This is a genomic window from Arthrobacter gandavensis (assembly GCF_015355785.1).
Taxonomy (GTDB): Bacteria; Actinomycetota; Actinomycetes; order Actinomycetales; family Micrococcaceae; genus Arthrobacter_B; species Arthrobacter_B gandavensis_A.
The window spans coordinates 549,490-575,489 of sequence record NZ_JADKYW010000005.1 but is presented as its reverse complement, the minus strand read 5'-3'; the positions used below and the strand labels follow the sequence as shown (position 1 = coordinate 575,489).

Here is a 26,000-nt window from a genome sequence, read left to right as displayed (position 1 = left end):
ATAAGGGCACTCCTTTGGGCGGTTGCACCGCAACCATAAGATGTCATTGTGCGGGTGTCCGTGCCTTATCGCTGCGATGCCGCGTAAATTTGGATCACTGCGGCGCAGTGCATCCAATCACTTTTCGCATATCCGATCCCACGTCGAAAGAGGCATTAACAATGAGCACCTCAGCTACCGCCCCGGCCTTCCGGCTGGAACAGAAGCGGAACATCACCGGTTCCTTCCCGGGCCCGAAGTCCGCCGCCCTGAACGAGCGCCGCGCCGCTGTGGTAGCCAAGGGCGTTGCCTCCAGCGTCCCCGTGTACGTCCAGGATGCCGACGGCGGCATCATCGTGGACGTCGACGGCAACTCCTTCATCGACCTCGGCTCCGGCATCGCCGTGACCAGCGTCGGTGCGTCCGACCCCGCCGTCGTAGCAGCTGCCCAGGAGCAGGTTGCGCACTTCACCCACACCTGCTTCATGGTTACCCCGTACGAGGGCTATGTGGCCGTGGCCGAAAAGCTCGCGGAGGTGACCCCCGGAACCCATGAGAAGCGCACCGTGCTCTTCAACTCCGGCGCCGAAGCGGTCGAGAACGCCATCAAGATTGCCCGTTCCGCCACCGGCCGCCAGGCCGTAGTCGCCTTCGACCACGCGTACCACGGCCGCACCAACCTGACCATGGGCCTCACCGCCAAGGCCATGCCGTACAAGACCGGTTTCGGACCCTTTGCATCCGAGATCTACCGCATGCCCATGAGCTACCCCTACCGGGAAGAGAACCCGGAGATCACCGGCACCGAAGCCGCCGACCGCGCCATCCTCGCCATCGAAAAGCAGATCGGGGCCGACCAGCTGGCTGCCCTGCTGATCGAACCGATCCAGGGCGAAGGCGGATTCATCGTCCCGGCCGAAGGCTTCCTGCCGCGGCTGGCAGAGTGGGCCAAGGCCAACGGCATCGTCTTCATCGCGGACGAGGTCCAGTCCGGTTTCTGCCGCACCGGCGAGTGGTTCGCCGTTGAGCATGAGGGTGTAGTCCCGGACATCATGACCATGGCCAAGGGCATTGCCGGCGGCATGCCGCTCTCCGCTGTCACGGGCCGCGCCGAACTGCTCGACGCGGTGCACCCCGGCGGCCTGGGCGGCACCTACGGCGGCAACCCGGTGGCGTGCGCTTCCGCCCTCGCAGCGATCGAGACGATGGAAGGCCAGGACCTTGCCGGCCGTGCCCGCCGCATCGAGGAGATCACCGTCCCGCGCCTGCGCAAGGTTGCCGAAGAGACCGGTGTGATCGGTGAAGTCCGCGGCCGCGGAGCCATGCTCGCACTGGAACTGGTCAAGCCGGGAACCAAGACCCCCGACGCCGCAGCCGCCAAGGAAATCGCGGCCGCCTGCCTGGCCGAGGGTGTCATCATCCTTACCTGCGGCACCTACGGCAACGTCATCCGTCTGCTCCCGCCGCTGGTCATCGGCGAGGACCTGCTCTCCGACGGCCTGGACGTGCTGGAAGCGGCCATCCGCGCCCAGGCGTAACAGGCCACCAGCCTTGACGGGCGGCATCCGGAAACCGGATGCCGCCCGTTTTGCTGTTCGGCACCTGGTGCGCGCCCGCACCGGGGAGGGGTTGGAAACCGGCGGAGGCTAGCGGCCGGAGAGTACCGTGAAGCCGTGGATCAGGGCATCGAGCCCGTTCTCGAAGGCCTGTTCAGCTGCCTTGCCGCTTTCCCGGCCGGGAGCGGCTGCGACGGCGGCAGTGAAGAGCGGACTTTCCGAGGCCAGGGAACCGGTGTCAAAGATGTCTGCCGGGGCAACGGCGTCGAAGGCTGAACCGAAGATGAAGGACTCCATCGCAACAATCGCGGGAATAATCCTCCCGTGGTCCCAGCCCGCACGGAGGAAGCCGTCGGTGACGGCTTCGTACATGGCCAGTGTCCGCGGTGCCCCTGAGACCTGGAGGACGGCGATTACGGCGATCAGCGGGGTGTGCCGAGCAAAGACTTCCCGGTAGGAGCGGGCCCATGTCCGTACCGCGTCCGCCCAGTCACGTTCCGCGAAGCAGGCAGTGTCCACCTCGGCCATCAGGCCATCCTGGATCCACCGCAGGACTTCCGCCTTCGAAGCCGCGTGGTTGTAGAGGGCAGACGGGGCCACCTGAAGTTTGGCTGCCAGCGAGGACATGGTGAAGCCTGTGTAGCCGCGGGAAGTGATCACCTCCAGGGCCGCTGCGGTGATGTTCTCTTGCGTCAGGACCCGCTGTGAGGGACGGCCGGCACTTCGCCGTGTGCGTGCTCCTGCCATTGCGCTCCTCCCGAGGTCTGCGGCACCCGGGTGCCCCCAAAATTAATATTCGCACAGACTCTCCCTGCAAAGCCGGGGGTCCGCTAGAGTGTCGGTACAAAATGAACGCTATTCATTTACTACTCGGTAACATGGATCAAACAGCGTTCGGTTTGAGCGGCCGGAGGTCGGCCGCTGGAGAGAGGAAACATAGTGCGAACCCTGGAACGGAACGTCGTCATTATTGGTGCAGGCCCCTCCGGCCTCACCGCGGCGCGGAAACTGAAGGCTGCAGGCCTAAGCGTGGCAGTGCTCGAAGCCCGGGACCGCGTGGGCGGCCGCACCTGGTCGGATACGGTCGACGGCGCCTTCCTGGAGATCGGCGGACAGTGGATCTCCCCTGACCAGGAAGCCCTCAGCGAGCTCGTCGAAGAACTGGGCCTGGAGACTTTCCCGCGCTACCGGGAGGGCGAATCCGTCTACATCGGCTCGGACCACCGCGCGGTCCGCTACTCCGGCGACATGTTCCCGGTTGCCGAATCCACAGCGCAGGAAATGGAGCGCCTGATCGCGCTCCTGGACGAACACACGGCCAAGACAGACCCGGCGGCACCGTGGACACATCCGGACGCACGGGCGCTGGACACCATCTCCTTCTCCGCCTGGCTGCGCGAACAGTCCTCCGACGAAGAGGCCTGCAACAACATCGGGCTGTTCGTGGCAGGAGGAATGCTCACCAAACCTGCCCATTCCTTCTCCACCCTGCAGGCGCTGCTGATGGCATCCTCGGCTGGTTCGTTCTCCAACCTGGTGGACGAGAACTTCATCCTGGACCGCCGGGTCGCCGGAGGAATGCAGCAGGTCTCGGAGCGCATGGCCGCTGACCTCGGCGAGGACGTCATCCTGGGTGCACCGGTCCGTACGCTCCGCTGGAGCGAGGAGGGTCCGTCCGTCACGGCAGAGGCCGACGGCGTCACCGTCCACGCGCGCTACGCCGTCATGGCCGTGCCGCCGAACCTCTACTCGCGGGTCTCCTTCGACCCGCCGCTGCCGCGCCGCCAGCACCAGATGCACCAGCACGTCTCGCTGGGCCTGGTCATCAAGGTCCACGCCGTCTACTCCACGCCGTTCTGGCGGGGGGCCGAGCTTTCCGGAACCTGTTTCGGTGCCTACGAGCTGGTCCAGGAGGTCTACGACAACACCAACCATGAAGACAGTCGCGGCACCTTGGTGGGCTTCGTGTCGGATGAAAAGGCCGATGCGATGTTCGAGCTCAGCGCCGACGAGCGCCGGCAGGCCATTCTTGAATCCATTGCCGGTTACCTCGGCGAGGAAGCACTCACCCCCGAGGTCTACTACGAATCCGACTGGGGTTCGGAAGAGTGGACACGGGGTGCGTACGCGGCCAGCTACGACCTCGGCGGCCTGCACCGCTACGGTCCGGACCAGCTGGCACCGGTGGGGCCCATCCACTGGTCCTGCTCCGATCTTGCCGCAGAGGGCTACCAGCACGTCGACGGCGCAGTCCGCATGGGTGCCAAGACCGCCGAGCGCATCACCGCGCTGTACAAGGGCTAAGATCCGATGCGCTACGTAGTCGGTTACACGGCCACTGAACGCGGCAGGGACGCACTGTTCCTGGCCTGCACCATCGCCCGCACGCAGGGGGCCTCCCTGGACCTGGTGATCGTGGACCCGGAGGAGTCGCCCTACACCGCGGTGTATCCGCCGGAACGCACGTACTCCACGCTGCTGGCCCGCCAGCTAAGGGACTGGCTGGATGAAGCCCTGTCCCTGGTGCCGGACGACGTCGAGGCCAGGGGACACATCCGGACCGCCGACTCGGACGCGCGCGGCCTGATCGAAGCCGCCGAAGAATTCGACGCGGGCCTGATCGTGGTGGGCGCCGGAAGCAACGGACTGTTTAAACGTTTCACGGTGGGCAGCGTGGCCAATGCCCTGCTGCACGCTGCGAGCGTGCCGGTTGCCCTGGCCCCGCGGGGATACAGCCGGAGGGATCCGCTGACCCGCATCACCTGCGCAGTAGGGGAGCGGCGCGGTGCCGAGGACGTCCTGGAAGTTGCCTGCGACTCGGCAGCCCGCCGCGGCGTGCCCCTGCGCCTGCTCTCCCTGCTGGCTCTGGACGCCCCCGGGGATGCTGCCGTGGAGGAAGCCCAGCTTCACATCAATGACCGGGTGCAGCGCGCATTGTCCCTGACCGGCGGCCGGTGCGAGGTCACGGGCGTGGTGGCCCAGGGCCGGACCATCGAAAACGCCGTGGATGACCTGGACTTCGAGGACGGCGAGATCCTCATCATCGGCTCCAGCCGGCTCGCCCGCGCCAACCAGCTCTTCCTGGGCACCACGGCCTCCAAGGTCCTGAGGAGCCTTCCGGTTCCCATGGTCGTTGTGCCCCGGAACTACACGCCCGCCCCGCAGCGCCAGATGTCAGGAGATCCGCAGTGAGCAATCGCATCAGCACCAAGAACGCTGCCGGCGGCACCGGGCTGAGCAGCAAGGGGCTGAAGGGCGGGCAGGTCGGGCTGATCGGCGCCGTCGTCATCGGCATTTCCTGCATCGCCCCGGCGTACACCCTGACCTCCGGGCTGGGCCCCACCGTTTCGGAAGTAGGGGTGCAGCTGCCGGCGATTTTCCTGGTCGGCTTCATTCCCATGATCCTGGTGGCCCTGGGCTACCGCGAACTGAACAACGCGATGCCCGACTCGGGGACGTCCTTTACCTGGGCTACCCGTGCCTTCGGGCCCTGGGTCGGCTGGATGGGCGGCTGGGGGCTGATCGCCGCGACGATCATCGTGCTCTCCAACCTCGCGGCCGTGGCGGTGGACTTCTTTTACCTCATGCTCGCGCAGGTTACCGGCAATGATTCACTGGCGGACCTGACGCTGAACCTGCCGCTGAACATCGCCACCACGCTGGTGTTCGTAGCGATCGCCTGCTGGATTTCCTACCGCGGGGTTGAAACCACCAAAACCGTCCAGTATGTGCTGGTGGCATTCCAGCTGATCGTCCTGACCTGGTTCTCGGTTGCGGCCTTTGCGCACGTGGCCGGCGGTACGGCATTTGATGCTACGCAGATCAGCTGGGACTGGTTCAACCCCTTCGCAGTGGAGTCCTTCTCCGCCTTCGCCGCCGGCGTATCCCTCTCGATCTTTGTCTACTGGGGCTGGGACGTCACCCTCACCATGAATGAGGAAACCCGGGATCCGGACAAGACCCCCGGCCGTGCGGCCACCGCCACGGTCTTTGTCATTGTGCTGATCTACATGATGATCGCGCTGGCAGTGATCTCCTTCGCAGGCGTGGGTGACGGCGAGCTTGGAGCCGGCAACCCGGACAACCAGGAGAGCATCTTCGCGATCCTGGCTACCCCGGTGATGGGACCGTTCGCGATCCTGATGTCCTTGTCCATCCTGTCCAGTTCCGCGGCCTCACTGCAGTCCACGTTCGTCTCCCCGGCGCGGACGCTGCTGGCGATGGGCCACTACCGTGCCCTGCCGAAGCGGTTCGGCCGGATCAGCCCGTCTTACAAATCCCCGGGCTACGCCACCGTTGCTGCCGCCATTGCGGCATCCGCGTTCTACGTGGTGACGCGGCTGCTCTCCGAAAACGCACTGTGGGACACCATCACGGCCCTGGGCCTGATGATTTGCTTCTACTACGGCATCACTGCACTGGCCTGCGTCTGGTACTTCCGGCGCGATGCGTTCGAAAGCATCCGGTCCTTCCTGCTGAAGTTCCTGGCGCCCGCGGTTGGAGGCGTCATCCTGTTCGTCATGTTCATCAAGACCGCCTTCGATTCGATGGATCCCGACTACGGGTCCGGTTCCTCGGTGGGCGGCGTTGGCCTGGTCTTTGTGCTTGGGATGGGCGTAATCGTCCTGGGAGCGGTGCTGATGCTCGTGATGTACCGGATAAACCCCGGGTTCTTCCGCGGTGAGACGCTCCGCACCGGACACTCGCGTTCGGCGGCGGAAGAGGAGAACCCCGCGGTTCTCTAGTTCGTATCCGGGTTTGGCCCGTCCTGCTTCGGCGGGGCGGGCCTTCCTTTGGTGTGGGTATCCCGCGGTTCTGTGGCTTGTGTGAACAATGGTGCCGTTGTGAAGAAAGACGCCTTCGACTACATTGAGTGTCAAGCACCGCGCGCTTGCGGCGTGTCGCGGCCGTTTGGGGACGGCCGCTCAACGCAGGCCTCAACGGGGGCACCCCCATGGGTCTCGAGGCACTAAAGGAACCTAAAATGCGACTGAGGAAACTCGCGGGCGCTTTCGCTGCGCTCGCGCTCGCTTTAGGGGCGACGGTGGTGGCGTTGCCGCCGGCATCGGCCACCTCACTGGACGGACAGGCTGCGTCTCGTCTCCACTCCCTGATCAATGACTACCGTGCGGTCCACGCGCTGAAACCGCTGGCCTGGAATCCCGGCATAGCCGGCGTGGCACAGGACTGGACCGTGCGTTCTGCCGAGACGGCCCGGGTGGCAGGCGCAGGAACCTTCCTGCACAACCCGGCCTTCGCATCCCAGTATCCGGCCGGTGCCAAGCATGCCTCGGAAAACATTGCCTGGAACATGAGCGTGGAGCAGGCCTTCCAGTGGTGGGTCAACTCCGCTCCGCACCGGGCAAACATGCTCCGTGCCGCGGACACCGATCTGGGAATTGGCGTTGTTGAGCTCACCGAGGGGCCGAACAAGGGCGTCTATCTCGCCACAGTGAACTTCGGCGAATACAACGTTCCTGCTCCAGCACCGGCTCCGGAGCCCGCTCCGGTGGCGCTGGCGCCTAGGCCTGAGCCGGCACCGGAACCGGCACCTGCCCCGGAGCCCGAGCCCGCTCCGGTGGCGCCGGCGCCTAGGCCTGAGCCGGCACCCGAACCCGCACCTGAACGGGAGCCCGAGCCTGCTCCCGAACCCGCTCCCGCACCCGAGCCCGCGCCTGTGCCGGAGCCCGCTCCCGCACCCGAGCCCGCACCCGAGCCCGCTCCCGCACCCGAGCCCGCTCCGGAATCGGAGCCTGCTCCCGCACCCGAGTTCGAGCCTGCTCCCGCTCCCGAGCCGGAACCTGCTTTGGTCCAGGAACCTGCACCCGGGCCCGCCGCGGAGCCTGCTCCTTCACCGTCCCTCAGCGGAGCGGCGTCACAGGGGCCGGAAGGCACGGAGCAGCAGGAGGACGCTGTACCGGCAAGGGACGCGGAAGTTGCCGCTCCCAAGGTGGTTGAACTTTCCTCCAGCGATCCGGCGCTGCTGACTCCTGAAGCCAGGGGGTCCTTCACGGCCAAGGCCGCGGGCAGCCTCCTGGTAATCTCCGGGCTTGTTCCGGGCCAGCAGTACCAGGCTTTCCTGCACTCCACCCCGGTCAAGGTGGGGACACTGACGGCGGACAGCAGCGGCACCCTGGCGGTGACTGTTCCGGCGGAGCTTGAAGCCGGGGACCATCGGGTGGCCCTGTACAACATGGACGGCTCGCTGGCCGGCTGGCAGTCATTCTCCGTCCAGCCGGCAGTGACGGTCATGGGCGCTCCAGCAGCCAGCGTCCAGACCGCAGCAGCAACGCTGCCCAACACCGGCGTCACACCGCCCCAGCTGCTGATCGCCGCGGCCGGAGTGCTGATGGTGCTTTCCGGGGCGGTTGCACTGTACTCGCTGCGGCCGCGCAGCCGTCAGCAGGCCGAACCCGTTGAGGCAGCGGGATAATAGCGGCAGGCGCTTAAACACCGGACGGTGAGGGGAGAACCCCTCACCGTCCGGTGCTTAAGCGGGCCGTTGCGGGCGGCTGCGGACTCAGACGGCCGCAGCCCGGCGGATCCGTGCCCGCCGCGGCGAGCCGAGCATGTCCACGCTCAGCAGCACCAGAGCCAGCCAGACCAGCCCGAAGCCGGCCCAGCGCTCGGCAGGCATGGCTTCGTTGAAGACCAGCAGGGCGAGCGTGAACTGGAGGATCGGGGCCAGGTACTGCAGCAGGCCAACGGTGCTCAGCGGCAGGCGCCGTGCTGCAGCGCCGAAGAACACCAGCGGAACGGCGGTCGCGATGCCGGAGGCTGCCAGCAGCCAGAAGTGCGCGGTTCCCTCGGTCAGCAGGGTTCCGGAGCCGGAGGCTGCCAGGACCACCAGTACGACGGCGGCAACGGGCGTCAGCACCGCGGTCTCGATGGTGAGGCTGGAGACGGCGTCAACCTTCCCGCCCACATTCTTCTTCACCAGCCCGTAAAGGCCGAAGCTGAACGCAAGGGCCAGGGCGACCCAGGGCACCGTGCCGTAGCCGAAGGCAAGCACAAGCACGGCGATAAATCCCACCGCCATGGCTGTCCATTGCAGGGGCCGCAGGCGCTCCTTCAGGACCAGGACGCCCAGCAGGACGGAGATGAGCGGGTTGATGAAGTAGCCCAGTGCCGCCTCCACGGCGTGTCCGTTCAGGACGGCCCAGGCGAACACCAGCCAGTTCACCGCAATGAGCAGCGCCGCTGCCGTCAGGGTTGCCAGTGTCCGTCCGTCCTTCATGGCGGTCAGCGCCCTCCGCCATGAGCGCATGACCGTCAGCAGGGCCGCGCAGAAGACCAGGGAGAAGACCACGCGGGCAGCGACGATCTCAACCGGTCCGGCAGGCTCCAGCAGCAGGAAATACAAGGGCAGGACGCCCCAAATGCCGTAGGCGCCGATGCCGAAGAGCAGTCCCGACGTACTCGGCTTCTCCTCGGGCCCGGCAGCAGGGGAAGGGACTCCGGACACGGTGCCGGTCGAAACCGGGGCAGCGGTCCGCGGCGCCGCGCCGGACAGCTGCGCGCCGGAAGAATTCTCATTGGCCATGTGCGTTGCAACCGGCTACGCCGTGGGCGTATTCCCGGATGAACAGGCGCATCCGTTTAGACGCTGCGGAAGCAGGCAATTAGAATATAAAAACGTGCGCCATTTGCGTGCCACGACTCCCAAGTAGAAGGACTCTAAGTGTCTAACTCAGCTCCGGACAGCTCGCAGCGTCCCATGCGAGTCGCAATTATCGGTGCTGGTCCGGCCGGCGTTTACGCCGCAGACATCCTGACCAAAGCGGACCGCGACTTCGAAGTCAGCATCGATCTCTTCGACCAGTACCCGGCACCCTACGGCCTGATCCGCTACGGAGTGGCCCCGGACCACCCCCGCATCAAGGGCATCGTCAACGCACTTGAAAAGGTGCTGGACCGCGGCGACATCCGCTTCCTTGGCAACGTGAACTACGGCCGCGACCTGACCCTGAAGGATTTCCGGCACTTCTACGACGCGATTATCTTCGCTACCGGTGCCCTGAAGGACGCTCCGCTGGACATCCCCGGAATCGGCCTCGAAGGCTCCTTCGGCGGCGCCGACTTCGTCTCCTGGTACGACGGCAACCCCGACGTTCCGCGTGACTGGCCCCTGGATGCCAAGGAAATCGCTGTCATTGGCAACGGAAACGTGGCCCTCGACGTCGCGCGCATCCTTTCCAAGCACGCCGATGACCTGCTGACCACGGAGATCCCTTCGAACGTCTACGAGGGCCTCAAGAAGTCTCCGGTCACGGACGTCCACGTCTTCGGGCGCCGCGGTCCGGCCCAGGTGAAGTTCACTCCGCTGGAACTGCGGGAGCTCTCGCATTCCCGCGACGTAGACATAGTCCTGTACCCGGAGGACTTCGAATTCGACGAAGCCTCGGACGAGCAGATCCGCACCAACAACCAGACCAAGACCATGGTTAATACCCTGACCAACTGGCTGGTTGAGGAACAGGATTCCGGCGCCTCACGCCGTCTCCACCTGCACTTCCTGCACTCCCCGGTGGAGATCCACGATGATCCCGCCGCCCCCGGCAAGGTTGCCGGGATCAAGATGGAGCGCACGGAACTCGACGGCACCGGAAACGCCCGGGGCACCGGGGAAATCATCGACTATCCGGTCCAGGCTGTCTACCGTGCCGTGGGCTACTTTGGGTCCGAGCTGCCGGAGGTTGGCTACGACTCCCGCCGCGGTGTCATTCCGAACGAGGGCGGCCGGGTGGTGGACACCAGCGGCGAGCCGGTCACCGGCATTTACACCACCGGCTGGATTAAGCGCGGGCCGGTTGGCCTGATCGGCCACACCAAGGGTGACGCGCTGGAGACCATCGGCTACCTGCTTGAGGACCGCCGCAGCCTGCCTGCCGCAGAAGAGCCCGAGCCCGAGGCAATTATCCGGCTGCTGGAGGAGCGCGGCGTGGAATACACCACCTGGGAAGGCTGGAAGCAGCTTGATGCCCACGAGAAGTCCATGGGTGCAGGTTATGTCCACGGTGATCCCGGAATCGGCGACCTGGTCCGCGAGCGGGTCAAGGTTGTGGACCGCGATGAGATGACCCGCATTTCCCGAGGCGGGGACAGCTAGGGCCAAAGCAGTACCCAACCGAAGCCAGGCACCGGACAGTGTGCCTGGCTTCGGTGCTTTTTTGGAGTTCTACGCATGTCACGGGCGCCCGCCCAAGAGTTTCCGGGCAGTCAGGGCAGTGCTCTGGAACTGCGGGGTGTGCCGTGTCACTATGGACGGGCAGCCGCTGGCTGCCCGGAACGGTGATGCGGATCCGCACCTGCTCCGGCCAGAACGGTCTCCTTATCAACGAGGATAGGTTGGACGGTGCAGCAGTCTTCCAGTGCTCTGCGGGGCAGGGTTGTCCGTACCCAGGACACACTCCAGCGTGACGCCTGGCGCGCACACGAGAACCTGCGCTCCCGGGGCGAAGTCCTTGACGTACTGCGCCCCGGGGTGCGCGAATCCTGGCAGCGTTCCCTGCGGCACCACCCCGATCCCGACGCCGCGAGGTCCGCGCTGGTCCTTGAAGGCGCGGAACTGGAAGCGTACCGCCGGTCCCATCCGCTGGCCTCGATCATGCCGGTTATCCAGCGCCTGCTCGTTGAACCGGGCAGGGACACCGGGCTGCTGGTGGCAGTAGGGGACCAGCTGGGGAGGCTGCTGTGGGTGGACGGCGACCCGGAGCTCCTTCGCCGGGCGGAGGACATGATGTTCATGCCCGGGGCGGACTGGTCTGAGCACACGGTGGGAACCAGTGCGCCCGGCACGGCACTGGCCACCGGCCGCAGCGTGCAGATAGCCGGCGCGGAGCACTTCAGTCCACAGGTCCATCCCTGGTCCTGCACGGCCGTGCCGGTGCAGGATCCCGAGTCCGGCAGCGTGCTGGGCGTCGTGGACATCACGGGCAAGGAAGAAGCCGTTGCGGTCCACACCCTGGCGCTGGTCCAGGCTGCCGTTGCCGCAGCCACCGCCCAGCTGCGGGTTGAACGCCTGCAGTCCGGCGGAACCCGCCGCGGTAACGGCGGGACTGCCCGGTCCACGCTGTACCAGGACAGTCTCCAGGTCCTGGGAACAGATACAGCAGGCCTCTGCGTGGACGGGAAGCGGGTGCAGCTCAGCCAGCGCCATTCGGAACTAATGACGCTCCTGGCCGTGCACCCGCGCGGGCTGAGCGCCGAGGAACTGGCCGTGCTGGCCTACCCTGAGGCAGCCTCGGTTGGCAGCGTCCGCGCGGAGATGCTCAGGCTGCGCAAGCTTCTCTCCCGCTCAGTCTCGGCGCGCATTGTTCCCGGCTCCCGGCCCTACCGCCTGCCGGCGGAGCTGGGACTGGATGCGGGCCAGGTCCGTGCCTGCCTCTCCCGCGGGGCGCACCGGCTGGCACTGAACATCTACAAGGGTCCTGTGCTGCCGCACTCCCAGGCCCCGGGGATCGTGGAGCTGCGCCGGGGCCTGAGTGCCGAGCTGCGCGAAGCTGTTCTGGCTGAGGCCGGAATCGAGACGGTGCTGCAGTACCTCAAGCTTCAGGAGGCAGCGAACGACGCCGAGGCGTGGCACCTTGCGCTTCAGCTGCTGCCCCCTCGGTCCCCGCGCCGGGCGGGGATAGTGGCAGGACTGCAGCGGATTGAACGGGATCTGGCCTAGGGACGGTTCTTCCCGTCCCGCTCAGGCGCCCGCACTCCGGCCGGCTCGCCGGCCTGCGGACCGATCACCGGTTTGATCCGCAGGCTGGTCAGAAAGCCAATGAGCAGCGCTCCCGCGGCGATCCAGCCTGCAAGGGAGGCGCCGCTGGTCATGGCGTCCTTGGCGGCGTCGGCTATGAACGCGGTCTGGGGATTCGCGGCCAGTGCGGTGATGCTGCCGCCGGAGGTGGCATTGACCGAGTCCACGGCACCTGAAAGCTGGGGTGCCGCAGCAACCGCGTCAGCAACCGCGTTCTCCGTTCCGGTGCGCAGGGTGGTGAAGAAGGCCGTTCCCAGGACGGCGATGCCCAGGGCGGAGCCGGTCTGCCGGGCGGTGCTCTGCGTTGCCGAACCCTGGCCGCTTTTCTCGAGGGGAACTTCGGCCAGGATCACGGAGGTCAGCTGGGCCGTGGCCAGCCCCACCCCGATGCCGTAGAAGAGCAGGATGGGAGAAGTGAGCAACGCGGTGCTGTCCGGGCGGATCAGCAGGGCAAGCGCGGAGATGCTGAGGATTTCAAGCACCAGGCCCATTCGCACCACCACCACGGGGCTGTACTTCCGCGCCAGTGAGGCAACACCGCCGGAGGCGAGGAAGGAGCCGACGGCCAGGGGCAGCAGGGCGAGTCCGGCTTCGAAAGCTGTGTAGCCCAGCACATTCTGGAACCACAGCGGCAGGGAGAGGATCAGGCCGAACTCGCCGAAGCTCACAATCAGGGCCGTCACGTTGCCGTTGGCGAAGGACGGGATGCGGAAAAGGGAGAGGTCAAGGATGACGCCCTTGCCCGCTGCGGTCCGCGAGCGCTCCAGCAGTACGAAGCCGAAGAGCGCCACGGCTGCCAGTCCGAAGGCCAGTGGAACGGGGGAAAGGGTTCCCACCTGGAACGGTGCGTTCTCGGTGGCATCCCACCAGCCGTAGCTCCGTCCTTCGATCAGGCCGAAGACGAGCGCGCCAAAGCCCAGGATGGACAGCCCGGCGCCGCCCAGGTCAAGACGCTGGACGGCACTGGTGACCGCTTCTGATGATTCGGCCACGAACAGCAGCAGCCCTGCAATGACCAGCACTCCTACCGGGATGTTGATGCCGAAGGCCCAGCGCCAGCTGGCATTCTCGGTCAGCCAGCCACCGAGCAGAGGACCGATGGCGGCCATGCCGCCGATCGTGGAACCCCAGACAGCGAACGCAATGCCGCGGTCCCGTCCCTGGAAGTTGGCGTTCAACAGCGCGAGGGTGGTGGGCAGGATCATTGAACCGCCCAGGCCCTGGACAGCGCGGCCCAGGATCAGGACGCCGCCTGATTCGGCCACGGCGCACAGCACCGAGGCCGCCATGAAGAGCGCGACGCCGATCAGCATGATCCGCCGCCGGCCAACCCGGTCCGCAATGCGGCCCCACGTCAGGAGCAGGGCGGCGAAGAGCAGCGTATAGATTTCCTGCACCCACTGGATCTCGGTGCTGGAGATTCCCAGGTCCCCGACGATCGAGGGAACGGACACGGACACGATGGTCGCGTCCATGATGATCATTGCCACGCCAAGGCTGATGGCCAGAAGGCCCCACCAGCGGTAGCGGATGTACCGGCTGGGCCGCGGTTCGGCGCCGGCGCCCGGAAGGTCGGAAGTCATTAGGGTTCCTTATATCTCGATCGCTAAGAAATTGCCCTAGGTAACCATAAACCCCGCCTGCTGCGGGCCGCCAGAAGGTGCGCGGAGTGTCCTGCTACCCGGATGCTACGTCCGGCTGCGTACCGTTCACCACACCGAAGGGCACGACACTGAGGTCGTGTGCCGACGCTCGATAATGAGGAGCAGACAAGTCATGACCGTTTACGCGCAGCCCGGACAGGGCGAGGCACTTGTTTCATTCAAGCCCCGCTATGAAAACTGGATCGGCGGAGAATGGGTCGCCCCCGTGAAGGGCGGCTACTTTGAGAACGTTTCACCGGTAACGGGCAAGGTCTTCTGCGAAGTGGCCCGGGGCACCTCCGAGGACATCGACCTGGCCCTGGACGCAGCACACAAGGCAGCGCCTTCCTGGGGAAAGACGTCCGTGGCGGAGCGGGCCAACATCCTGAACCGCATCGCGGACCGGATCGAGGACAACCTTGAGATGCTGGCCGTCGCAGAGACGTGGGACAACGGCAAGCCGGTCCGGGAGACCCTTGCCGCGGATCTGCCGCTGGCCGTGGACCACTTCCGGTACTTCGCGGGGGCCATCCGAGCGCAGGAAGGCACCCTCTCGCAGATCGATGACAACACCACGGCTTACCACTTCCACGAGCCATTGGGCGTGGTGGGCCAGATCATCCCCTGGAACTTCCCCATCCTGATGGCCACCTGGAAGCTGGCCCCCGCGCTCGCCGCCGGCAACGCCGTCGTGCTCAAGCCTGCTGAGCAGACCCCGGCCTCAATCCTGGTACTGGCAGAACTGATCGCGGACCTGCTCCCGGCAGGCGTGCTGAACATCGTCAACGGCTTTGGGGTGGAGGCAGGCAAGCCGCTGGCTTCCTCCAAGCGGATCCGCAAGATTGCCTTCACCGGTGAAACCACCACCGGCCGGCTGATCATGCAGTACGCCAGCCAGAACCTGATCCCGGTCACGCTGGAGCTGGGCGGCAAGAGCCCGAACATCTTCTTCGACGATGTTGCTGCAAGGGATGATGCGTTCTATGACAAGGCCCTTGAGGGCTTCAACATGTTCGCCCTGAACCAGGGCGAAGTCTGCACCTGTCCTTCACGTGCACTGATCCAGACCTCCATCTACGATTCCTTCATGTCCGATGCCCTGGCGCGCACGGCCGCCATGGTGCAGGGAAATCCGCTGGACACCAACACCATGGTGGGAGCGCAGGCTTCCAATGACCAGCTGGAGAAGGTCCTCTCCTACATGGACATTGCCGGGCAGGAAGGCGCCAGGGTCCTTGCCGGAGGCAAGCGCAACGTGCTCGGCGGCGATCTGGCCGGCGGCTTCTACGTCGAGCCCACCGTTTTTGAGGGCACGAACAACATGCGCATCTTCCAGGAGGAGATTTTCGGGCCGGTGGTTTCTGTGACGCGGTTCTCTGACTACGGTGAGGCCATGGCGATTGCCAATGACACCCTCTATGGCCTGGGTGCAGGCGTCTGGTCCCGGGACGGCAACACGGCATACCGTGCGGGCCGCGACATCCAGGCCGGCCGCGTCTGGGTGAACAACTACCACGCCTACCCCGCGCACGCGGCGTTCGGCGGGTACAAGTCCTCCGGCATTGGACGCGAAAACCACGCCATGATGCTGGACCACTACCAGCAGACCAAGAACCTGCTGGTCAGCTACGCCGAGTCCAAGCAGGGCTTCTTCTAGGACGCCGGTTCCGCCCTGCCAGTCCCCAAGCAGTCCCCAAGCAGTGCACCCCCTTACTCAGGAGATCGACATGGAACGCATGCAGGCCGCAGTCGTAAACACCCTTGCCGAACCGCTCACGGTAGGCGAGACAGATGTTCCGAGCCCGGGACCGGGCCAGGTCCTGGTGAAACTGATATCAACCGGGGTCTGCCACACGGACCTGCACGCGGCCCAGGGGGACTGGCCCGTGAAGCCCGCTCCGCCCTTCATTCCCGGGCATGAAGGGGTGGGGCGCGTGGTATCGCTCGGTGAAGGCGTCACTGAGCTGAAGGAGGGGGACATGGTGGGCAACGCCTGGCTGTGGTCCGCCTGCGGCGTCTGTGAATACTGCCGCACCGGCTGGGAGACGCTGTGCCTGCAGCAGAAGAACGGCGGTTACACCGTCGACGGGTCCTTCGGGGAATACATGCTGGTGGATGAGAAGTTCGCGGCGCACATCCCCGAGGGTGCGGACCCGGTGGAAGTGGCGCCGGTGCTGTGCGCCGGCGTCACCGTCTACAAGGGACTGAAGATGACCGAGGCGCGGCCTGGCCAGTGGGCCGTGATCTCGGGAATTGGAGGACTGGGGCACGTTGCCGTGCAGTATGCCAAAGCGATGGGCCTGCGGGTCGCAGCCGTGGACATCGCTGAGGACAAGCTGGCCCTGGCGCGTGAATTCGGCGCCGAGGTAACCGTCAACGCACTGAATGAGGACCCGGCCGAAGCCATCCAGACCCAGACCGGAGGGGCGCACGGCGTACTGGTCACCGCAGTGCACCCCTCGGCCTTCGGCCAGGCCATCGGGATGGCACGCCGCGGCGGAACGATCGTCTTCAACGGCCTGCCGCCCGGGGACTTCCCTGCGCCCATCTTCGACATCGTGCTCAAGGGCCTGACCATCCGGGGCTCCATCGTGGGCACCCGCCAGGACATGGTGGAGGCGCTCGACTTCTACGACCGGGGCCTGATCCACCCGAAGATCGCCACCCGCCCGCTGGAAGACATCAATGACATCTTTGATGAACTGTCCGCCGGGAGGGTGGACGGCCGGGTGGTGGTCAAGTACTGATGCACCAGAGAGCCGATGACATCCTGGATGCTGCGCCCTCCGTGCCCGGGGAAACTTTTTCCCGGGTGGGCCTGACGCCCGCAGCACAGGAGCTGCTCCGGAGCCTGAAGCAGCAGCACGGGCCGCTGATGTTCCACCAGTCGGGCGGCTGCTGTGACGGTTCCTCTCCCATGTGCTATCCGGAAGGGGACTTCATTACCTCCGAGGCGGACGTGCTGCTCGGCGTCTTTGACCTGGACGGCGGGGACATCGGGTTCTGGATGTCCGCCGAGCAGTTCGAGTACTGGAGGCACACACACCTGACGGTCGACGTCGTCACGGGCCGGGGGAGTGGATTCTCGCTTGAGGCTCCGGAAGGCAAGCGGTTCCTGATCCGCTCACGGCTGCTGGATGTGCCCCGCTAGGTGTCAGGTAGTAAGGTTGCTGTTTAATTCCTCCGTGGCCGCCGGCTGCGGAGGATTGGACCGTACATCATGATGCCTCGAGCGGGGCGGGAATGAGGAACACCATGGTTAAGAAGATGACTTTTCTGGCCGGGATCGGCGTCGGCTACCTGATCGGTTCCAAGGCCGGCCGGGAGAAAATCATGTCCCTGTGGAATGACCCGAAGGTTCAGGACACGGTCAGCCAGGGCACGGAGTGGGCCAAGCAGAAGGCACCGGGAGTCCAGGACAAGGTGGCCGGTGCGGCCAAGGACGCTGCTTCCTCCGCCAAGGATGCGGCGGCGCACGCCAAGGACAGTGTCTCCGGCAGCTCCAAGGATTCGTCCTCAGTGGCGGGAACCGCCAATCCGGCGGACAAGTCCCACACCTCCGGCGGGGGATCAACCATGGACCCGGCGCGCCCGCAGCCCGAAACCCGCTAGCCAAGGCGGGGGCTGCGGCCCCGAAGCTGCAGTACGATGCCCGTCCCGGGAAACCGGGGCGGGCATTTTCTGCGCCTCGCCGCACCCTCCCGGAAAGAGTTTGCCTCGCGTGCAAAGTTGCACCTAGTGTAGCGATGTGACTGAGCAGCAGATTTCCCGCCGGGAGCGGAACAAGACGGCGACCCGCCGGGCTATCGCCGATGCCACTCTGGGACTTGTCCGCAGCAAAGGCGCCGGTCAGTTCACCATTGACGACATTGCCGATGCCGCCGGCATCTCCCGCCGGACCTTCTTCAACTATTTCCCCAGTGCCACGGCAGCGCTCAACGTCGCCATGGAGGACTTCCTGGACGGAGTGCTGGGCCACTTCCAGGCACGCCCGCAGGACGAGGACATTGTTGACTCAATGCTCCATGCACTCTCCCAGCCTGCCGATCCGGCGAACCTTGCCGTGATGGCCGAGCTGCACGGCCTGGCAGAACAGCACCCGGACATGGTGCGGGTCCGCCTGGAAGCCTGGGACCACGCCGAGCACCGGATCGTGGACTCCCTGCGGACCCGCCTCGGACAGGAGACGGACCCGTTTTACACCAGCACCCTGGTTGCAGCAGTGCTGGCCTGCGGGCGCAGCGCTTTTACCCAGTGGCAGCAACGCACGCAGGGCGAGATCACTCCGCAGACCCTCACGCTGCTCGAAGAACTCTTCTCTGAAGCCATCGGGTTCCTCCGCGACGGCTTCAGCCGCTAGATCTCTCAACCCGGCCCGCCCACAGAAAGAAGTCAATGGCATCCCTGCTTTACCGGCTCGGTAAATTCAGTTTCCGGCACCGCTGGTGGTTCCTCAGCTCCTGGCTCGTGCTGCTCCTCGGAATCGGCGGGGCGTTCGCCGCCTTCAGCGCGCCTACGACCAACAACTTCACCATCCCCGGGTCCGAGAGCCAGCGGGTCCTCGATGAGCTGCGCGAACGGGTGCCGGATGTCTCCGGCGGATCAGGCCGGATCGTCTTTGAAACCGAATCCGGCGAGGCCTTCACCGAGGCGGAGCGCCGGGCCGTCGCGGACGCTGTGGAAGAGCTGAACAGCCTGGACTTCCTCAAGGCTGTCAGCGATCCCTTCGAGATGCAGGCCCAGCTCGACGGCAGCTCTGAGCAGCTCTCCGCCGGGCAGGCAGAGCTGGACACCGCGCGGGCCCAGCTGGAGGCCGGCAAGCCACAGCTCGACGCCGCCGCGGCGCAGCTCGCCGCCGGCCGGGACCAGCTCTCCATGGCACGAATGCAGGCCGACCAGCTCGAAGCTGCCGGGCAGGTGCAACAGGCAGAAGCCGTCCGCGCGCAGCTCCGGGCGCAGGAAGAACAGCTTGCCGCCGGCGAAGCCCAGCTGGCCGAGCAGCAGGAGGCTTACGACGACGGCGTGGCCCGGCTGGCGGGCGGAGAACAGGAGCTGCTGGACGCGCAGCGCATAGCCGAAGCCACGGACGGACTGCGCTTTGTCTCCGAGGACGGGGTCACCGCCTTCTCGGAGGTCCAGTTCCAGGAGCAGTCCTTCGCCGTTACTCCCGAGCAGCGCGAGCAAGTGCAGGACACGGCCAGCCGGATCACGGATTCCGGCGTCCAGGTGTTCTTCAGCAAGGAAATCGTGGAGGACGTTTCATCCCTCTTCGGACCCTCTGAAGGGATCGGCGTGGCCGTCGCCGCCGTCGTGCTCATCCTGATGCTGGGCACCCTGGTGGCTGCCGGACTGCCGCTGCTGATGGCGCTGGTGGGCGTCATTGCCGGAGTCGGCACCACCATGGCCCTCACCGGCGTCGTGGAAATGACCTCCATTTCTCCCATGCTGGCGTTGATGCTGGGCCTCGCCGTGGGCATCGACTACTCACTGTTCATCATCAACCGGCACCGCACGCAGCTGCTGCACGGCATGGAGCTGGAGGAATCAGCCGGCGTGGCCACCGGCACCAGCGGCAACGCCGTGCTGTTCGCCGGCCTGACCGTGGTGATTGCTCTGGCTGCGCTCGCCGTTCCCGGACTGCCGTTCCTCAGCGTGATGGGCCTGGCTGCAGCCGGCACCGTGGCCATGGCCATCCTGGTGGCACTGACCCTGACACCTGCCTTCCTGGGCTTCATCGGCAACCGCATCCTCTCCAGGAAAGCCTGGAGCCGGGCCGGCATCACGCCGCCTGCCCCGCACGCAGCCCTGGCCCCGGATGACCAGGCCGCAGCCGTCGAACACAAGGAAAACGGCAGCCCGCGCCGCTGGGGCCGGCTGGTCACCAGGCACCCGGTAATCACCGTGATCCTCAGCGTCCTGCTGCTGGGCACCATGGCCATTCCGGCCGGCTCGCTGCGCGTGGGACTGCCCGACGGCGGTTCGGAGCCGGTGGATTCCACCGCCTACCAGGCCTACCAGCGGCTGGGGGACAGCTTCGGTGAGGGGATCAACGGACCGGTGATCGTGGTGGGTTACCTGCCCGACGGACTTCCGGACGGCGAAGCATCCGACCTCACCTATGAGGTTGCCGGCAAGCTGCGCGCGCTGGAGCACGTCACCACTGTGGTCCCCACTTCCACCAGCGACGACGGAACCATGGTGGTCTTCCAGGTCATCCCCGAGGGCGGTCCCGCAGCGGAAGGTACCGAGGACCTGGTGCACACCATCCGCGATGATGCCGGCCAGATTCGGGACGAGACCGGCGTCGAAATTGCCATTACCGGACAGACCGGCATCAACATCGATGTTTCCGACAAGCTGATGGACGCCATGCCCGTCTACCTGCTGATCGTCGTCGGACTGTCCCTGGTCCTGCTCCTGCTGGTCTTCCGCTCCGTCCTGGTGCCGCTGATCGCCACCGGAGGTTTCCTGCTCTCCCTGGCCGCCAGCTTCGGCGCCGTCGTAGCGATCTACCAGTGGGGCTGGCTGGGCAGCATCTTTGACGTACACAACCCCGGCGCCGTGCTGAGTTTTCTGCCCATCATCCTGATCGGTGTGCTCTTCGGCCTCGCCATGGACTACCAGATGTTCCTGGTCTCGGGCATGCGCGAAGCGTACGTCCACGGCGAAGATCCGCGCCGGGCTGTCCGGACCGGCTTCGACCATGCCTCCCGGGTGGTGACCGCGGCGGCGATCATCATGGTCTCCGTGTTTGCCGGATTCATCTTCGCCCACCTGACGATGGTCCGTCCGATTGGTTTTGCGCTGGCCGTCGGCGTCCTGCTGGACGCCTTCGTGATCCGTATGACCCTGGTTCCGGCGGTGCTGCATCTGCTGGGCAAATCCGCCTGGTGGATCCCGAAGTGGCTGGACCGGATCCTTCCGGATGTTGACGTGGAAGGTGCCCGTCTTCTGACGGTAACGCAGGCCCCGGGCGGCGCCGGAGCGGAGCAGGAACTGGCTCCGGCCGGACGCTGAGCCGAAATATGTCACACTTGTTGCGCTTCTGACCTGCCCGGCAGACAGTACCGGTTACCATCGGGGTGCACTGCCCCGTCCCACAGCCCCCCACAGCATTGGAGAGTGAGCCTGAACATGGCTACTGATTACGACGCACCGCGCAAGGCCGAAGAGGATGCCGGAACCGCTTCCATCGAAGAGCTTCAGGCCCGGCGGAGCGACAAGCAGTCAGCCGTAGTGGATGTGGACGAGTCGGAGGCTGCGGAAGCATTCGAACTGCCGGGTGCGGACCTGTCAAGCGAGGAGCTGCTGGTCCGCGTGGTGCCGGCCCAGGAGGACGAATTCACCTGCGGTTCGTGCTTCCTGGTCCGCCACCGCTCACAGTTCGCCGTGGAGAGAGACGGCACCAAGTACTGCAGGGACTGCGAAGGATAAACGTCCTCCAAGGCCGGTTCAGGACCGGGCACAGCCGCCGCATCCGGATTCGGGTGCGGCGGTTGTGGTTCAGGCCGCCGGTGTGCTTGTGTACCTTGCATGGCCAGGCCGTGTCCGTCGCCCCCCGCAGCGCCAGGCAGAAGTGCGGATCATGTAGAGTTGACGGTTCGTAGGGGAGTATCCACCCACGCTGAACCTCGTCAACACGTAGGGCACCGACGCCCGGCCGGGGCCAGCGGGCAGCCTCAGGCTGCCGGAGAGACTTGCGGTCCTTCGGCGTACCCTACGAAAGCAGAGACTCAATGACTGTTTCCCCCCTGATCTGGGGCGTGACGATCGTCGTCATCCTCGGCCTGCTGGCCTTCGACTACTTCTTCCACATCCGCAAGGCCCACATTCCCACCCTGAAGGAAGCGGCCGTCTGGTCCTCCATCTACGTGGGCCTGGCCATTATCTTCGGCATCCTGGTCCTCGGCTTCGGCGGCGTGACCATGGGCGGCGAGTACTTCGCCGGATACATCACGGAGAAGGCGCTCTCGGTGGACAACCTGTTTGTCTTCCTGATCATCATGGCCTCCTTCCGGGTGCCCCGTGAGGACCAGCAGAAGGTGCTGCTCTTCGGCATTGTCTTCGCGCTGATTGCGCGCACCGGCTTTATCTTCCTGGGCGCGGCGCTGATCAACTCCTTCTCCTGGATCTTCTACCTCTTCGGCCTGATCCTGCTGGTCACCGCCGGCAACCTGCTCAAGCCCGAGGACAGCGAGAAGGACGAAGCGAACAACTTCATCATCCGGATCGCCAAGCGCGTGCTGCCCACCACGGACCACTACGACGGCGACAAGCTGATGACCGTGGAGAACGGCAAGAAGGTCCTTACCCCGATGCTGCTGGTCATGGTGGCAATCGGCGGAACCGACATCCTGTTTGCGCTGGATTCGATTCCCGCCATCTTCGGCCTGACGCAGAACACCTTTATCGTCTTCACCGCCACGGCGTTCTCCCTGATGGGCCTGCGCCAGCTCTACTTCCTGATTGACGGCCTGCTGGACCGACTGATCTACCTCTCCTACGGGCTGGCTGCCATCCTCGCCTTCATTGGCGTAAAGCTTGTGCTGCATGCCCTGCATGAGAACACCCTGCCGTTCATCAACAACGGTGAGCATGTGGAAGTCGTCGAGGTCAGCACCGGCCTGTCCCTGAGCGTGATCATCGGCGTCCTGCTCGTCACCGTTATCGCATCGCTGGTCAGCCCGGCAGGCAAGGCCCAGACCGCCGTAAACAATGCCCGCCGCCACGCCAACGATTACCTGGATCTCTCATACACCTCGGACGAGTCCGAGCGGGAGCGTATCTACCGGGCACTTTGTGCCGAAGAGAAGCAGATCCTGCAGATGGACAAGAAGTACCGGGACAAGGTCAAGGACATCGAGGACATCCGGGCCGAAGTGGCCCGTGCCCACGAGGAACACTCGCGCTACTCCAGCAGGTAGCGGATAAAGGAAGGGCCCCCGCGCAGCACCGCTGCTGCGGGGGCCCTTCCTTTCGTTGGGTGGGGTTCCTCCGTGCGTCAGCCCTGGACCCGCCGCTGGAACACGGCACCGGCTGCACCGTGCGGTGCCGGGGGCGGGTTCCGCCGCAGCAGGCGGGCCAGCAGAATGCCGGAGAGCAGCGAGCCGAGTCCGCCGGCAGCCAGGTCCCCGATCGTGTCCCGGTAGCCGACGTTAATGGTGGCATCCACGTAGTTGTGTCCCCACCACTCGCCGAATTCCCACAGCACACTCAGGGCAAGTCCCAGCGACGTCACGACGGCGGGAACCGCCACACCCGGCACCGGCTGGCCGGAGGCCTGCCAGGCGGTCACCGCACCATAGGCGACGAGCAGATACCAGGCCATGACAGCGATGGTGCCGGTGGCAGCGAAGTGGACTGCAAGGTCCCACCAGGAGATCTGTGCGTACAGATCCATCACGCTGCTCCAGGCAGCCAGCAGCAGGGTCAGCCCGTACAGCGAGGAGAACACCGGCGCTGCAGGCAGGCACCGGGACACCAGAAGCCCCAGCAGTACCAGGGCAAACAGCGCGGCCTCCACCGGGCCGTACCAGAGCAGCGCCAGCAGCAGGCTTGCTGCACCAAGTATGCGGACACCGTCCGAAGCCGCCTCGGCAGCAGAGGCCGGACGGCGCAGGAGGGCATCGATCATGCTCCAACGGTAGCGGAGCAGGAGTCGGGCCGCCCAGACTCCGCGGCGGGCGGGCACCGCCGCATTGCACGTAGGATCGCTGCATGCCTGCCCCCGTTTTGCCTACCGTCAGCGTAGTCGTTCCATGCCTCAACGACGCCGAAGCGCTCCGCTCCTGCCTGGCCTCGCTCGCGTCCCAGAGCGTGCGGCCGGCCGAAATCGTGGTGGTGGACAACAACAGCACGGATGAGAGCGCCGAGGTAGCCCGCCGGTTCGGTGCCCGTTTGGTCTTCGAACCCCGGCCGGGCATCCCTGCAGCCGCTGCTGCCGGGTATGACGCCGCCACCTCGGAAATCATCGCCAGGTGTGACGCCGACTGCATCCTGCCCTCTGGATGGGTTAAGCAGTTAGCTGAACATTTCGCGGCTGACCAGCAGCTGGCCGCGGTCAGCGGACCGGGCCGGTTCTACGGGTTCGCCCCGTGGACCGGACGGTTCCTCTCCGGGCTCTACCTGGGTTCCTACTACCGGGCGATGACGCTTGCGCTGGCCCACCGGCCCCTGTTCGGGTCCAACATGGCGCTGCGCGCGGACACCTGGCGCCGGGTGGGTCCGGCCGTCCACCGGGAGGATCCGGAACAGCACGACGACGTCTGCCTGAGTGCACACCTGGGCCAGGACTACCGCTGCGCCTGGGACCGGAGCCTGGTGGTCGGCATGGCGCCCCGGGCGGTTATCGGGTTGCCCAACCTGGTGCGCCGGTTCCGCAGGGCCTTCCACACCCTGGCGGTGCACTGGCAGGCGGCGCCGCCGTGGGAACGATGGATCAGGCGTTTGCGGGGTAGAGCAGGGGAAGCTGCAGCACCAGCCAGGGACTGAACGCCCAAGGTGTCAAGCGCACGGATTCAACCAGTCTTGCCGGGTCGGCCCAGGTCCAGTCCATGACTTCATCCGCAGCCGGCGCCGGGTCAGCCTCTGCCACGGCGGTGTAAACGGGGCAGATCTCGTTTTCCACAATGCCCGAGGCATCAACGGCACGGTAGCGGAACTCGGGAAGCGCGACGGCAATGCTGTGCAGCTTCAGGCCCAGCTCGCGCTTGGCGCGGCGCACCACGGCGTCCTCGGTGGCCTCACCGGGTCCGGGGTGGCCGCAAAACGAATTGGTCCAGACTCCCGGCCAGGTCAGCTTGGACAATGCCCGGCGCGTCACCAGGATGCGTCCGTCCGGATGGTAAACGTGCGTTGAAAAGGCCAAATGCAGCGGAGTCTCGCGGGTATGCACGGTCATTTTGTCCGCGGTACCTATCATTTGGCCCACTTGATCGACCAGAATGACTTCTTCCCGGCGTTGCGGCATTTCTTCCCCTTACGATGAACGTGTTTACTTTATGCATGGAGACAGAACACTTGCCTGACGAGAGAATTGGCCATCAGCAGGTGGACCGTGTCCTGGACGGGTTCTTCACCGCGGCCAAGGAACGCGCCGAGCGGATCAGTCCCAGCTACCTTAGCCTCTGGGAGACGCTCGAAAAATCCACGATCGGCGGCAAGCGGCTGCGCCCGCAGATCGTGATGACGGCCTACGCACACTTGGGCGGAACCGATCTGGAAGCCGCAGCCCGGGTGGGCGCGGCATTCGAACTGCTGCACACCGCCCTGATCGTCCACGATGACGTGATTGACCTCGACTTCGTCCGCCGCGGGCAGGACAACGTCTCCGGGGTCTACCGCAGGATGGCGGAGACCGCCGGTGAACCTGCCGAGGTGGCCCTGCACCGCGGCCTGTCAGTCGGCATTATCGCCGGCGACCTCGCCCTGACCGGCGCCTTCCGGATGCTGGACTCAGTCTCCACTGATCCGCTGACCCGGGAGATCCTTGCGGGGATCCTCGACGAAGCCGTGTTCGCCTCTGCCGGCGGAGAACTGATCGACGTCGATTTCTCCTTCGCGGCCGGCTCGCCGCCGCTGGCCGAGATCCTGGACATGGAACGCCTGAAGACTGCTGTCTACTCCTTCGAGGCCCCGCTTCGCGCCGGGGCCGTCCTTGCCGGAGCCGGCACCGAGGTGGCCTCCGCCCTTGGCCGGTTCGGCCGCGACATCGGCATCGCCTACCAGCTGGTGGATGACCTGCTGGGTGTTTTCGGCAACGAGAGCGCCACGGGCAAGTCCAGCATGGGCGACCTCCGCGAAGGCAAGCGCACGGTGTTGATCGCCTACGCCGCGCAGACCCGCGGCTGGGCGGAACTTTCCGGCATCATCGGCCGCCCCGACATGGGCCCTGAGGACGCGGACCGTGCCCGCAGCATCCTGGTGGACTGCGGTGCCCGGCAGTACGCCCAGGACCTTGCCGCAGACTATGCAGCCAGTGCCCGCAGCCACCTCGAATGCGCCGAGGTGCCGGCGGGGCTGGCAGCGGTGCTGGACGACGTCGTGTCTTCCTCCGTGAACCGGGGCCGGTAG

At 65.7% G+C, this 26,000-nt stretch carries 22 protein-coding genes; 17 read left to right on the top strand and 5 right to left on the bottom strand.

The annotated features are described in order from the left end of the window. Window positions 1-161: 161 nt before the first annotated feature. Window positions 162-1,517, top strand: a complete 1,356-nt coding sequence (gene gabT, locus ITX31_RS07770) for a 4-aminobutyrate--2-oxoglutarate transaminase (RefSeq protein WP_194782854.1) — start codon at window positions 162-164, stop codon at window positions 1,515-1,517. 108 nt (window positions 1,518-1,625) lie between these two features. On the opposite strand, the gene ITX31_RS07765 is transcribed toward gabT, so the two are convergent. Next, the gene (locus tag ITX31_RS07765; protein WP_194782853.1) at window positions 1,626-2,282 is read right to left on the bottom strand and encodes a TetR/AcrR family transcriptional regulator; all 657 of its coding nucleotides are present in this window, start codon (window positions 2,280-2,282) and stop codon (window positions 1,626-1,628) included. Between the two features lie 192 nt (window positions 2,283-2,474). On the opposite strand from ITX31_RS07765, the gene ITX31_RS07760 reads away from it, so the two are divergent. The 4 genes from ITX31_RS07760 to ITX31_RS07745 all read left to right on the top strand — a co-directional run bounded on the left by ITX31_RS07760 (window position 2,475) and on the right by ITX31_RS07745 (window position 7,968). After that, window positions 2,475-3,839, top strand: coding sequence for a flavin monoamine oxidase family protein (locus ITX31_RS07760; protein WP_194782852.1), 1,365 nt, complete (start codon window positions 2,475-2,477; stop codon window positions 3,837-3,839). 6 nt (window positions 3,840-3,845) lie between these two features. Continuing rightward, window positions 3,846-4,727 (top strand): universal stress protein, encoded by an 882-nt coding sequence (locus ITX31_RS07755; RefSeq protein ID WP_194782851.1) that lies wholly within the window; start codon window positions 3,846-3,848, stop codon window positions 4,725-4,727. Further along, the gene (locus tag ITX31_RS07750) at window positions 4,724-6,280 is read left to right on the top strand and encodes an APC family permease (protein ID WP_323745613.1); all 1,557 of its coding nucleotides are present in this window, start codon (window positions 4,724-4,726) and stop codon (window positions 6,278-6,280) included. Before ITX31_RS07755 ends, ITX31_RS07750 begins: the two co-directional genes overlap by 4 nt. A 239-nt stretch (window positions 6,281-6,519) precedes the next feature. Continuing rightward, on the top strand, window positions 6,520-7,968 hold the full coding sequence (locus ITX31_RS07745; protein ID WP_194782850.1) for a CAP domain-containing protein: 1,449 nt from the start codon (window positions 6,520-6,522) through the stop codon (window positions 7,966-7,968). Window positions 7,969-8,055: 87 nt separating this feature from the next. On the opposite strand, the gene rarD is transcribed toward ITX31_RS07745, so the two are convergent. After that, window positions 8,056-9,078 carry an EamA family transporter RarD gene (gene rarD / locus ITX31_RS07740; protein WP_194782849.1) on the bottom strand — a complete coding sequence of 341 codons (1,023 nt, stop codon included), beginning with the start codon at window positions 9,076-9,078 and terminating at the stop codon, window positions 8,056-8,058. A gap of 138 nt (window positions 9,079-9,216) precedes the next feature. On the opposite strand from rarD, the gene ITX31_RS07735 reads away from it, so the two are divergent. After that, a complete protein-coding gene (locus ITX31_RS07735) occupies window positions 9,217-10,644 on the top strand; it encodes an FAD-dependent oxidoreductase (protein ID WP_194782848.1) in 1,428 nt (475 codons plus the stop codon). A gap of 246 nt (window positions 10,645-10,890) precedes the next feature. Beyond that, complete coding sequence (locus ITX31_RS07730; protein WP_323745612.1) at window positions 10,891-12,207, top strand: GAF domain-containing protein; 1,317 nt, start codon at window positions 10,891-10,893, stop codon at window positions 12,205-12,207. Here the strand turns inward: ITX31_RS07730 and ITX31_RS07725 are convergent. Continuing rightward, window positions 12,204-13,868, bottom strand: a complete 1,665-nt coding sequence (locus ITX31_RS07725) for a DHA2 family efflux MFS transporter permease subunit (protein ID WP_194782847.1) — start codon at window positions 13,866-13,868, stop codon at window positions 12,204-12,206. The genes ITX31_RS07730 and ITX31_RS07725 overlap by 4 nt on opposite strands. A gap of 193 nt (window positions 13,869-14,061) precedes the next feature. Here ITX31_RS07725 and ITX31_RS07720 point away from each other — a divergent pair, with 193 nt between their 5' ends. From ITX31_RS07720 to ITX31_RS07685, 8 genes are all read left to right on the top strand, one after another. Further along, window positions 14,062-15,585 (top strand): aldehyde dehydrogenase family protein, encoded by a 1,524-nt coding sequence (locus ITX31_RS07720; RefSeq protein ID WP_194782846.1) that lies wholly within the window; start codon window positions 14,062-14,064, stop codon window positions 15,583-15,585. 70 nt (window positions 15,586-15,655) lie between these two features. Further along, entirely contained in the window at window positions 15,656-16,675 is a 1,020-nt protein-coding gene (gene adhP / locus ITX31_RS07715) for an alcohol dehydrogenase AdhP (RefSeq protein ID WP_416354798.1), read from the top strand. Then, complete coding sequence (locus tag ITX31_RS07710; RefSeq protein ID WP_194782845.1) at window positions 16,675-17,079, top strand: DUF779 domain-containing protein; 405 nt, start codon at window positions 16,675-16,677, stop codon at window positions 17,077-17,079. Before adhP ends, ITX31_RS07710 begins: the two co-directional genes overlap by 1 nt. A gap of 104 nt (window positions 17,080-17,183) precedes the next feature. After that, entirely contained in the window at window positions 17,184-17,540 is a 357-nt protein-coding gene (locus ITX31_RS07705; RefSeq protein WP_194782844.1) for a YtxH domain-containing protein, read from the top strand. A 136-nt stretch (window positions 17,541-17,676) separates the two neighbouring features. Further along, window positions 17,677-18,288: a TetR family transcriptional regulator gene (locus ITX31_RS07700; protein WP_194782843.1), complete on the top strand. Its 612-nt coding sequence runs from the start codon at window positions 17,677-17,679 to the stop codon at window positions 18,286-18,288. Between the two features lie 35 nt (window positions 18,289-18,323). Continuing rightward, a complete protein-coding gene (locus ITX31_RS07695) occupies window positions 18,324-20,945 on the top strand; it encodes an MMPL family transporter (protein WP_194782842.1) in 2,622 nt (873 codons plus the stop codon). Window positions 20,946-21,062: 117 nt separating this feature from the next. After that, window positions 21,063-21,362 (top strand): DUF4193 domain-containing protein, encoded by a 300-nt coding sequence (locus tag ITX31_RS07690; protein WP_194782841.1) that lies wholly within the window; start codon window positions 21,063-21,065, stop codon window positions 21,360-21,362. Between the two features lie 302 nt (window positions 21,363-21,664). After that, the gene (locus ITX31_RS07685; protein ID WP_194782840.1) at window positions 21,665-22,852 is read left to right on the top strand and encodes a TerC family protein; all 1,188 of its coding nucleotides are present in this window, start codon (window positions 21,665-21,667) and stop codon (window positions 22,850-22,852) included. A gap of 77 nt (window positions 22,853-22,929) precedes the next feature. On the opposite strand, the gene ITX31_RS07680 is transcribed toward ITX31_RS07685, so the two are convergent. Then, a complete protein-coding gene (locus ITX31_RS07680) occupies window positions 22,930-23,562 on the bottom strand; it encodes a hypothetical protein (RefSeq protein ID WP_194782839.1) in 633 nt (210 codons plus the stop codon). A gap of 83 nt (window positions 23,563-23,645) precedes the next feature. On the opposite strand from ITX31_RS07680, the gene ITX31_RS07675 reads away from it, so the two are divergent. Continuing rightward, window positions 23,646-24,419 (top strand): glycosyltransferase family 2 protein, encoded by a 774-nt coding sequence (locus tag ITX31_RS07675; protein WP_194782838.1) that lies wholly within the window; start codon window positions 23,646-23,648, stop codon window positions 24,417-24,419. Here ITX31_RS07675 and idi read toward each other — a convergent pair. Beyond that, the gene (gene idi / locus ITX31_RS07670; protein ID WP_194782837.1) at window positions 24,367-24,897 is read right to left on the bottom strand and encodes an isopentenyl-diphosphate Delta-isomerase; all 531 of its coding nucleotides are present in this window, start codon (window positions 24,895-24,897) and stop codon (window positions 24,367-24,369) included. The genes ITX31_RS07675 and idi overlap by 53 nt on opposite strands. Before the next feature lie 50 nt (window positions 24,898-24,947). Here idi and ITX31_RS07665 point away from each other — a divergent pair, with 50 nt between their 5' ends. Continuing rightward, on the top strand, window positions 24,948-26,000 hold the full coding sequence (locus ITX31_RS07665; RefSeq protein WP_228529101.1) for a polyprenyl synthetase family protein: 1,053 nt from the start codon (window positions 24,948-24,950) through the stop codon (window positions 25,998-26,000).